The sequence below is a fragment of the uncultured Intestinimonas sp. genome (assembly GCF_944387245.1).
Lineage (GTDB): Bacteria > Bacillota > Clostridia > Oscillospirales > Oscillospiraceae > Intestinimonas.
Map to the genome: position 1 here is coordinate 1 of NZ_CALXEE010000080.1, position 9474 is coordinate 9474.

Consider the following 9474-nt stretch of genomic DNA (forward strand, 5'->3'; position numbering starts at 1 on the left):
AACTTATTTGTTCTAGCAAACTCACGAGCTTTTGTCAAGCACTTTTTCAGATCTCAGAGATTTTCTTCTCGTCATCGTCCTGTTTTTGTGCCTCTCGCAAAGCGCTCAGATAATATACCAGATCAAACCCACATTGTCAATACTTTTTATCTACTTTATTAAGCAACAATAAAAATTCTTTAGCCGCGGGCTTTTATTAAGACGGGTAAACCCTTGATCATTAGCTTGTATATCCCATCGTGCAAGTACCGTCTGCCTGCTGCCCATCAGTGATTTGTTTTATATAAAAGACCGGAGCGACATGTGGCAGCATGTCGCTCCGGTCTTTTGGGTATCCTTACGCCATCTTCAGGCGCAGGCCGCTGCGCTTGAGGGCAGAGCGAATGGCCAACGCCAGGGGAGGGGCCGCGATGATGGCCACCCCACCGTTGAAAATAGAGGCGGGGATCAGGGCCAGCAGGGTCACCGCCGCGGCCTGGGGCTGGAGGCCGCCCAGCAGCATCCCGTTGTAGAAGAAGTCCTTCAGGTAGTAGAGCACGTAGTAACTCAGGCACCCCACCACCGCCGCCGTCAGGTAGCGGCCATAGGTGGCGGGCTTGGCCCCCTCGCCCCGCCGGCCCGCTGTGACGGCCACACCGGCCATGAGGCCCATGGCCCCCTTGGTCAGGAAGGTAATCCAGCACTCCGCCGCCCACAGGGGGTTGGTGAGGTCATAGAGGGCGGAGCCCAGGCCGGAGGCCAGGCCGCCCACCGGCCCCAGCAGGAGCCCGGAGAGGACACACAGGATATTGGCCAGGGTAAAGGAGGGCACTCCGCCCACCGGCACCGGCATGATGATGCGGGCGTAGTTGCCGGCAAAGACCAGGGCGGTCATCATCCCCAGAAAGGCAAGCCGCTGGGTGGACATGTTCTGTTTCATGGAAACCACTTCCTCTGTCTGTTCTGCCGCCATTATACCCCCTATCTGATATTATTTCAAATCTCAGTTTTTATTTATTTAATAAGGTCAGATCGCCGCTCACCGGAGGGCCCATAGCCAGCGGAAGGCCAGCCGCTCCCAGCGGGGCAGGGCGGCATCCACCCGTTTCCGCTCGCCCTCTATGGCCTCCGCGGCCTGTTTGCGCTCGGCCTCGGTGAGGGTGTGCTGGCTGAACCAGGCCTTCGATGCCAGTTCCTCCACCTCCGGGTGCTCCCTGCCGCCCCAGGGCAGGAGCCGGCGCTGGAGACGGTAGGCCCAGAGGGCGGCGTCGTTGGTGCCGCTCCCCCACAGCCTCCGTCGCCAGACGAAAGCCATAATCCGCCGCCGGGCGAAGAGCAGCAGCCACAGAACGGGCACCACAGCGAGCCAGGCGAGTGTACTCAGATCCGCTTCCCCGTCTCCGCCCATGCCCCCCTCATCTTGGCCGCCCGCCGGGGCCGTAGTGGGGGTGGGCGCTGGGGCGGCGGAGCTCTGTGGTGTGGGCGTCGGGATGGGTGTTGGCGTGGAGGTAGGCGTGGGCTCCGGCTCGGCGGTCTCTTCTGGCTCCGTCTCCTCCCCGCCGTAGGTGGGGGTCACCTCCACCGGGTACCAGCCGTAGCCGTCCAGGTAGATCTCCACCCAGGCGTGGGCCGCCGACTCGGGCACATCCACCTGGCCGGAGTCGGGCACCATCACCGTGTAGCCGCTGACATACCGGGCGGGAATGCCGACCATTCGGAAAAACAGGGTAGCGACGGTGGCGTAGTGCATGCAGTAGCCCTTCCCGCTCTGGTTTAGGAAGTAGTCCACAAAGTCGGCGCCCTCCGGCATGGCAGGGACGTTGGTGTCATAGGTGGTGGTGGCGGCCAGCGCGTAGCCGATCAGCCTGGCCCCCTCCATTTCAGACCAGTAACCCCGGAGCACCGACTTCCGGTAGCTGTCATCTACCTCGAAGTGCAGCCCGGCGTTCCGTTCCGCCCAGGTATAGAGGGCCTGCTCCGCCTCCTCCGGCACCTCCAGATAGTGCTCATAGACGAAGTCACGGTAGGCCTCCTCCGCCTGGGCGGCGATTCCCTCCAGGGGACGCATGGCGTGGTCAGGCTCGGCCTCTGGCCGGTAATAGACGGTGTAGCTTCCGACGCCGAAGCCCTTTTGGATGTGGGAGTCCGCCACGAAGCTGCCCCCCACCAGCTCATCGGCATCGGTAAGGAGAGAATAGGGCACATAGAAACAGTTCCCAGGGGCGCCGGTGAGCTCCACCGTCACCGCATGCCAGTCCTGACCGACGGCGGTGAGGGCGGGGAAGTTCAGGGGCTCATAGCCCCCCAGGTCCCCCAGCTCCTCATAGGCGGCGTCGTCCAGGGGCTCCCAGGACGTGCCGGTATACACCCCGGCAGACCGCCCCCGGAGGTAGATCCGTCCGGGTACATCGGTCTTCACCCGGAGCATGGTGCGGCTTGAAAGGGACAGAGGGCCTGCACCGGCCAGGTCCACCCGGCCGGAGGAGCCGCCCACCTGCAGGCCATTTGCCACGAAGTCGGGCAGGGAGAAGGCCAGGTCCCCGGAGAGGATGACCCCCTTGGCCTTCTCGGCCCACTTGGGGTAGACATAGCGCTCCTTTGGTACGGCCAGGGTCAGGAGGATCAGAGCGCAGCCGGCGGCGGGCAGGGCGGCCAGGGTGAGCCGGGCCCGGGCGGCCCTGTCCCTTTTGGAGAGAATGCTGGTGAGGAACAGGGCACACCAGCAGGTGAGAAGGAGCAGAAAGTCAGGCCACCAGGGCAGGCGGTCGGCCAGGAAGGCTGGGAGCAGCAGCGGATAGGTCATAGCCGCCACGGCCCAGGCCGAGCGCAGCCACAGGGCTGCCCAGCCCAGAGGGAGGGCCAGCAGGGCCAGGGCGGCACACAGGAAGAGGAGGCAGGCCGCCGCCGGGAAGGGGTCTGGCAGGGTGCCGCTACCCCCCAGGACCAGCCCGACATAGGCCATGGTGGCCCTGACCCCGGCGGTCAGCGGGTCCCACATCAGCCAGGTGAACAGGGCATAGCCCTCGGCCAGCAGCAGCAGGACCGCCCAGCGGAACCGGGGCAGGGCGCGGATGACGGCCATGACCACCCCCAGCCCCACGGCGGTGAGGGTCAGGAGGCGCCGGCTGTCTCCCAAGCCATAGACGCTCTGGCAGCACAGGGCCACCCCCATGAGCAGCAGGGAGAGGAGGAGGGCGTCGGCGAAAAGGGGAAGCGGCCAGCCGCCCTTGGACACCTTTACAGTCTTGTTTCGTTTCCGTCTCACACCGCCACCTCCCCATTGGGCATGAGGTGAAACCTCCGCTCCTTGCCGCCGGCTCCCTCCGCCCGGATGGAGCGGCCGGTGGGCGGCGTGGGGTCGGAGAGGGCGGCGGACAGACACCGGTCCAGGGTCCGCCGGTCGGCCACCAGGAACTGCCGCAGCTCCCCCGTCTCCGGGTGGAGCCAGGCCACGGTGTGGTTCCGGCCCTGGTCCAGGAGAGCCGACGACCAGGTCAGCAGCCGGTCCAGCACCCCGTCCACCTCATCCCAGGCCCCGAAGTGGTCAAAGGTGAGGATAAGGCCCTCCTGCCGGGGCTCCAGGGTCTCCCGGACCACCAGTTCGTCCCGCTTGGAGGAGAGCTTCCAGTGGATGGTGGTCACCGGGTCCCCCGCCCGGTAGGGCCGCAGATCGTAGTCCTCCCCCGGTCCGCCGCCGGGCCGGGGTCTCAGGGGACCCATTGCCTCCGCCTCCCCCCGCAGGGCGGCGGGGAGGGGCAGCTCCAGCCGCCGGGGCAGTGAGAGGGCGGAGCAGGGCGGCGGCGGGGCCACGGGCAGGGAAAAATTCCCAGTCCGTCCACCACCTGGAGCCGCTCCACCCGGCAGGTGACACGGCCGCAGTGGGCTGTCTCCCACTCCGTCCACGCCCACAGGGCCCCCTTCCTGTCCGGCAGGCCGGAGAGGGTCACCCGGCGGCGTGTCTCCTCTCCGGTCATCTCGTTGGTAAGCCGCAGTCGCAGGCGCACCATGGGCAGGGGCAGAAAGCCCCGGTATCGGACCTCCGCCCGAAAGCGGAACACACTCCCTCGCTCCAGGCCGGCAGCGGCGGCAGCGAGTCCGCCCCGGCACCGGAGGACCAGGGGCAGGGCCAGGAGCAGGGAGACCACCGGCAAGGCCAGGGCGGTCCACAGGAGGAAGTGGGCCAGGTAGCCCACATCCAGAATGTGAAAGAGCAGCACCGCGGCCAGGGCCAAGCCGCAGCCCACACGCCGGGCGGCCACGGCGGTCACTTCAGCCGGGGGGCACGCACCGAGGCCAGCACGTCCCCCAGCGGATCGCCGGCACCGGCGGCATCGGTGAGGATGAGCCGGTGGGCCACCGTATCCCGGAAGAGCTCGGTCACGTCGTCGGGGAGGACATAGTCCCGGCCCCGGATGAAGGCGGCGGCCCGGCTCACCGCCGCCACCGCCAGGGTGGCCCGGGGGCTGCCCCCCTGGGCGATGGCCGGGTGGCGGCGGGTGGCCCCCACCAGCCGGACGATATACTCCAGCACCTCGTCGGAGATGTGGACGGCCTCCACCGTCTGCCGCAGCCGCTCCAGCCCCGCCCGGTCGGTGACCTGGCTCACCCGCTCTACCACCGGCCCGCCGCTCCGGCGGCGCAGCAGCTCCAGCTCGTCCTGGGGCGACGGGTAACCCATGGACAGCCGCAGCATGAAGCGGTCGAGCTGGGAGTCGGGGAGCAGCTGGGTTCCCGCCGCCCCCGCCGGATTCTGGGTGGCGATGACCAGGAAGGGTTGTGGCACTGGGTGGCTCACCCCGTCCACCGTGACCTGCCCTTCCTCCATGGCCTCCAGCAGAGCCGACTGGGTGCGGCTGGTGGCCCGGTTGAGCTCGTCAGCCAGGAAGAGGTTGCACAACACCGCTCCGGGCTGATACTCCATCTCCCCGGTGGCCTTATTATAAATGGAGAAGCCGGTGAGGTCGGAAGGCATCACGTCGGGGGTGAACTGGACCCGGTGACAGGTGAGCCCCAGGGCCCGGGAAAAGGACAGAGCCAGGGTGGTCTTCCCCACCCCGGGGATATCCTCCAGCAGTACGTGGCCACGGGCCAGGATGGCCAGCAGCAGTTTTACCACCACCTCGTCCTTGCCCACCACCGCCTTTTTCACCTCGGCCACCACCTGGGCGCACAGCCTGCGGTCATCCATGGTATCCCACCCTTTCCCTCCGGTTGTCATAATCCGGTATTTTGGCCATTATATCACGCCCCTTCCAAGCCGGGCAAGATGTTTGCGCCCAAACAAACATAAAAGAGGAGCCGTCCGAATCGGACAGCTCCTCTCAGGAAATACAATATATTATTTAGTCATTCATCAGCTTGGCCTTGTCCAGCAGGAAGAAGATGAGGCTGATGATAACAGCGGTGACGGCGGCCAGGGTCATGCCGGTGATGGACACCGAGCCGATGGTGAGGGTGAGGCCGGAGAGACCGGCCACAAAGACTACGGAGGTGAGGATCAGGTTGCGGTTCTTGCCATAGTCCACCTTCTTGTCCACCAGGATGCGGAGACCGGAGGTGCCGATCATGCCATAGAGGAGGAAGGTGATACCGCCGATAACATCGCCGGGGATGGTGGAGATGAAGGCGGCCAGAGGCCCGATAAAGGCCATGAGGAGGGAAATGACAGCGGCGCCGGCGATGACCTGGACGGAGTAGACGCCGGTGACGGCCATGACGCCGATGTTCTCGCCGTAGGTTGTGGTGGGCACCGAGCCCACGAAGCCGGAGATGGCGGTGGAGAGGTTGTCGCCCAGCAGAGAGCGGTGGAGACCCGGGTCCTTGAGGAGGTCCCGGCCCACGATCTTGCCGGTGACCACCTGGTGGCCGATGTGCTCGGTGGCGATGACCAGGATGACGGGGGCGATGGTGAGGATGGAGTTGAGGTCAAACTTGGCCAGGTGGAACTTAGGAAGGGTGAAGAGCTGGGCCTGAGCCAGAGGGGTGAAGTCCACCAGGCCCATGGCCACGGCGGTGAGATAGCCGCAGATCATGGCGATGAGAAGGGGGATGACGGCGAAGAACTTGCGGAAGAGAACGGAGCCGAAGACGGCCACGCCCAGGGTGACGGCAAAGACGGCGATGTGGGGGCCTGATGTGAGGTCGGCGCCGGTCTTGCCGGGGGTGATGGTGTTGCCGGCCAGCTCCAGGCCGATGAGGGCCACCACGGGGCCCATGGCGGCGGGTGGCAGGATGACGTCGATCCAGTCGGTGCCGAACTTCCACACGATGAAGGCCAGCAGGCAGCCCAGCAGGCCCACCACCACGAAGCCGCCCTGGGCGTACTCAAAGCCCTTGGCCGCGATGACGCCGCCTGCGGGCGCCAAAAAGGCAAAGCTGGAGCCGAGATAGGCCGGTGCTTTGCCTTTGGTGAGGAAGATGAAGAGCAGGGTGCCGAAGCCGTTCATGAAGAGAACGATGCCGGGGTCGATCTGGAACAGGATGGGGACCAGCACCGACGCGCCGAACATGGCAAATACGTGCTGGATGCTCAGGGGCAGGAGCATGGGAAGGGGGACTTTTTCATCCACCTGGATGATGCGCTTTTTGTCCATGGGATACCTCTCTTCTCGATTGCATTTCGGGCAAGTATACCACTTCTTCTACATTCGGTCCACTGTTTTTTAGTTTTTTTGTCTTTTTTGTCATATCCCACGGAAACGGACGGAAGGCGACCTCCAATTCCTCTTTTGCGCCGATTGACAAAAATACCTCTTTTTTTATAAGATAGACTTGATTTTTTATAGAAAGCGGGTGTTTTCCCATGTCCAACAAGTGGCCCTTTGTGACCAAGGCCCAGCTGGAGGCCATCGTCCGGCAGTACCCCACCCCCTTCCACCTCTACGACGAGAAGGGGATCCGTGAAAACGCCCGAAAACTCAAGCGGGCCTTTGCCTGGAATCCCGGCTTCAAGGAGTATTTCGCTGTCAAGGCCACCCCCACCCCCGCCATCCTAAAAATTCTGCATGAGGAGGGCTGCGGCACCGACTGCTCCTCCCTCACCGAGTTGATGCTCGCCGACAAGTGCGGCTTCCACGGCAGCGAGATCATGTTCTCCTCCAACGACACCCCGGCGGAGGAGTTCCGGCTGGCCGCCCAACTGGGCGCTACCATCAACCTGGACGACTTCACCCACATCGACTTTCTGAAGGACACCATTGGGTATATCCCCGAGACCATCTCCTGCCGCTTCAACCCCGGCGGCACCTTCTCCATCGGCGCGAGCAACGAGGGCTTCCAGGTTATGGACAACCCCGGCGAGGCCAAGTATGGCTTCACCCGTGCCCAGCTCACCGAGGGTTTTAAAAAGTTGAAAGCTATGGGGGCCAAGCGTTTCGGCATCCACGCCTTTCTGGCCTCCAACACCCTCTCCAACGCCTACTATCCCACCCTGGCGGGCATTCTCTTCCAGACCGCCGTGGAGCTCAAGGCCGAGACCGGCTGCGACATCCAGTTCATCAACCTCTCCGGCGGCGTGGGCATCCCCTACCGCCCCGAGCAGCCCGCCAACGACATCCTGGCCATCGGCGAGGGGGTGCGGCAGAAGTACGAGGAGATCCTGGTCCCCGCCGGCATGGGGGACGTGTCCATCTTCACTGAGCTGGGCCGGTTCATGCTGGGGCCCTACGGCTGTCTGGTGACCACGGCCACCCACTTTAAGCACACCTACAAGGAGTACGTGGGGGTGGACGCCTGCGCCGCCAACCTGATGCGCCCCGCCATGTACGGCGCCTACCACCACATCACCGTCATGGGCAAGGAGGACGCCCCCTGCGACCACCAGTACGACGTCACCGGCTCCCTGTGCGAGAACAACGACAAGTTCGCCGTGGACCGGATGCTCCCCGAGATCGAGCTGGGGGATCTGCTGGTCATCCACGACACCGGCGCCCACGGCTTCTCCATGGGCTACAACTACAACGGCCGACTCCGCTCGGCTGAGGTCCTGCTTCGGGAGGACGGCTCTACCCAGCTCATCCGCCGGGCCGAGACCCCCGACGACTACTTCGCCACCGTGTCCTTTTTCTTGTAAGAAAAAGGACCATAAAGAACTTTTGTTTTCGCTCTGGGACTTGTCTTAAAATGCAAGGCTGGTGCCCGGTGACCAGCGCAATACCGCATCGGAACACCTTTATAAAATCGACAAGGCCCGTCTCGCTCCCTTGCGCGAGACGGGCCCTGCATCTCTCCCTGTACGCATGGCATTGACTTTTATATAAAGTCAATGCTATGCTTTTTTTATCCACATGATGGGAGGAATTTGGATGGATTTTCCCTCTGTTTGGGACCTGGTTCTGAAAAACGCCGGTCAGACCTTTTACACCGTAACCGGTCTCCCCTTCACTTATCAGGTGCAGGACGACGTCGTTCGGACCAGCCGCACCAATTACCGTCTGACAAAGCGGGACTTCGAAAAAGCCTTTGAACGGATGCCGCTGTCCGGCCCCGGTCCGCTCAATGACATCGTCCGCGGTCCGTCCTACGTCTTCGCGATCCTGAACAAATTGCTCTGAGCTCATGGGAGCAGCCGCGCCATATCCTCCGGCATAGGACAGGTGAAGGTGAGCATCTCCCCGGTGACGGGCTGGCGGACAGCGAGCTCCGACGAGTGGAGGGCGGGACGGGGGATGAGTTCCTTGTCCTCCGCGCCATAAAGGAAGTCCCCCGCTAACGGGCAGCCCAGGTAGGCCATATGGACCCGGATCTGGTGGGTCCGCCCCGTCTCCAGCGCCAGGCGGACCAGGGTACGGTCCCCCCGACGCTCCAGTACCCGGTAATGGGTCCGGGCGGGCAGGCCGTCCGAACGCACTGCCCGGGCCACAATGGAGCCCTCCGCCATGCCAATGGGGGCATCTACTGTCCCCGCCTCCTCCGCCGGCCCCCCCAGGCACACCGCCAGATAGATCCGCCGGAACTCCGCCGTGTGGAGCTGGTTCTTCAGCACCTCCTGGGCGTGGGGGTGCTTGGCCACCACCATGAGCCCCGATGTCCCCTTGTCCAGCCGGTGGACCGGGTGGAAGTCTGCCTCCACCCCAGTCCGGTCGTAATAATCCAGCAGGAAATTACCGATGGTATTGGAGAAGTGGCCGGCGCCGGGGTGGACCAGCACCCCGGGCGCCTTGTTGAGGACCATCATATCCCCGTCCTCATAGACGATATCCAGTGGTCCCGGCGCCGGTACCACCCCGCTGCGCCGCTCTGGGTCAGAGAGCCGCACAGTGAGCACCTGCCCAGCCTCTGCCCTCCGGCTGGTGAAGACCCGCACGCCATCCAGCAGGATACCGTCCTCCAGCCACTTGATCCGCCGGATCACCGTACCCGAGAGGCCCAGTTCCTTCCGCAGCAGGGTGTCCACCTTCTGCCCCACCCGCTCCGGCGGCACGGTAAAGCTTACCCGCCGGATCTGCTTTTCCGCCGTCCCCGGTACCCCTATGCGCTCCACAGGCCTCTTCTCCT

9 protein-coding genes are annotated in these 9474 nt (G+C 64.1%); 2 read left to right on the forward strand and 7 right to left on the reverse strand.

Annotation, left to right across the window (positions count from 1 at the left end; translation table 11 throughout):
* Positions 1-337: 337 nt before the first annotated feature.
* The 6 genes from Q0K15_RS09525 to uraA form a co-directional block, all read right to left on the reverse strand.
* Positions 338-919 (reverse strand): ECF transporter S component, encoded by a 582-nt coding sequence (locus tag Q0K15_RS09525; RefSeq protein ID WP_294515616.1) that lies wholly within the window; start codon positions 917-919, stop codon positions 338-340.
* Positions 920-1018: 99 nt separating this feature from the next.
* Entirely contained in the window at positions 1019-3244 is a 2226-nt protein-coding gene (locus Q0K15_RS09530) for a transglutaminase domain-containing protein (protein WP_294515617.1), read from the reverse strand.
* Positions 3241-3699, reverse strand: a complete 459-nt coding sequence (locus Q0K15_RS09535) for a DUF58 domain-containing protein (RefSeq protein WP_294515618.1) — start codon at positions 3697-3699, stop codon at positions 3241-3243. The genes Q0K15_RS09530 and Q0K15_RS09535 overlap by 4 nt, the downstream gene beginning before the upstream one ends.
* Positions 3687-4238, reverse strand: a complete 552-nt coding sequence (locus Q0K15_RS09540) for a hypothetical protein (protein WP_294515619.1) — start codon at positions 4236-4238, stop codon at positions 3687-3689. The genes Q0K15_RS09535 and Q0K15_RS09540 overlap by 13 nt, the downstream gene beginning before the upstream one ends.
* Before the next feature lie 5 nt (positions 4239-4243).
* Positions 4244-5167, reverse strand: coding sequence for a MoxR family ATPase (locus Q0K15_RS09545; protein WP_294515620.1), 924 nt, complete (start codon positions 5165-5167; stop codon positions 4244-4246).
* Positions 5168-5321: 154 nt separating this feature from the next.
* Positions 5322-6572 carry a uracil permease gene (gene uraA / locus Q0K15_RS09550; protein ID WP_294515621.1) on the reverse strand — a complete coding sequence of 417 codons (1251 nt, stop codon included), beginning with the start codon at positions 6570-6572 and terminating at the stop codon, positions 5322-5324.
* Between the two features lie 209 nt (positions 6573-6781).
* On the opposite strand from uraA, the gene Q0K15_RS09555 reads away from it, so the two are divergent.
* On the forward strand, positions 6782-8050 hold the full coding sequence (locus Q0K15_RS09555; protein WP_294515622.1) for a diaminopimelate decarboxylase: 1269 nt from the start codon (positions 6782-6784) through the stop codon (positions 8048-8050).
* Positions 8051-8282: 232 nt separating this feature from the next.
* Positions 8283-8531 carry a hypothetical protein gene (locus Q0K15_RS09560; protein ID WP_294515623.1) on the forward strand — a complete coding sequence of 83 codons (249 nt, stop codon included), beginning with the start codon at positions 8283-8285 and terminating at the stop codon, positions 8529-8531.
* Between the two features lie 2 nt (positions 8532-8533).
* Here the strand turns inward: Q0K15_RS09560 and Q0K15_RS09565 are convergent.
* Positions 8534-9474 (reverse strand): RluA family pseudouridine synthase (locus tag Q0K15_RS09565; protein WP_365933795.1); only part of this gene is annotated, 941 nt, incomplete at its 5' end.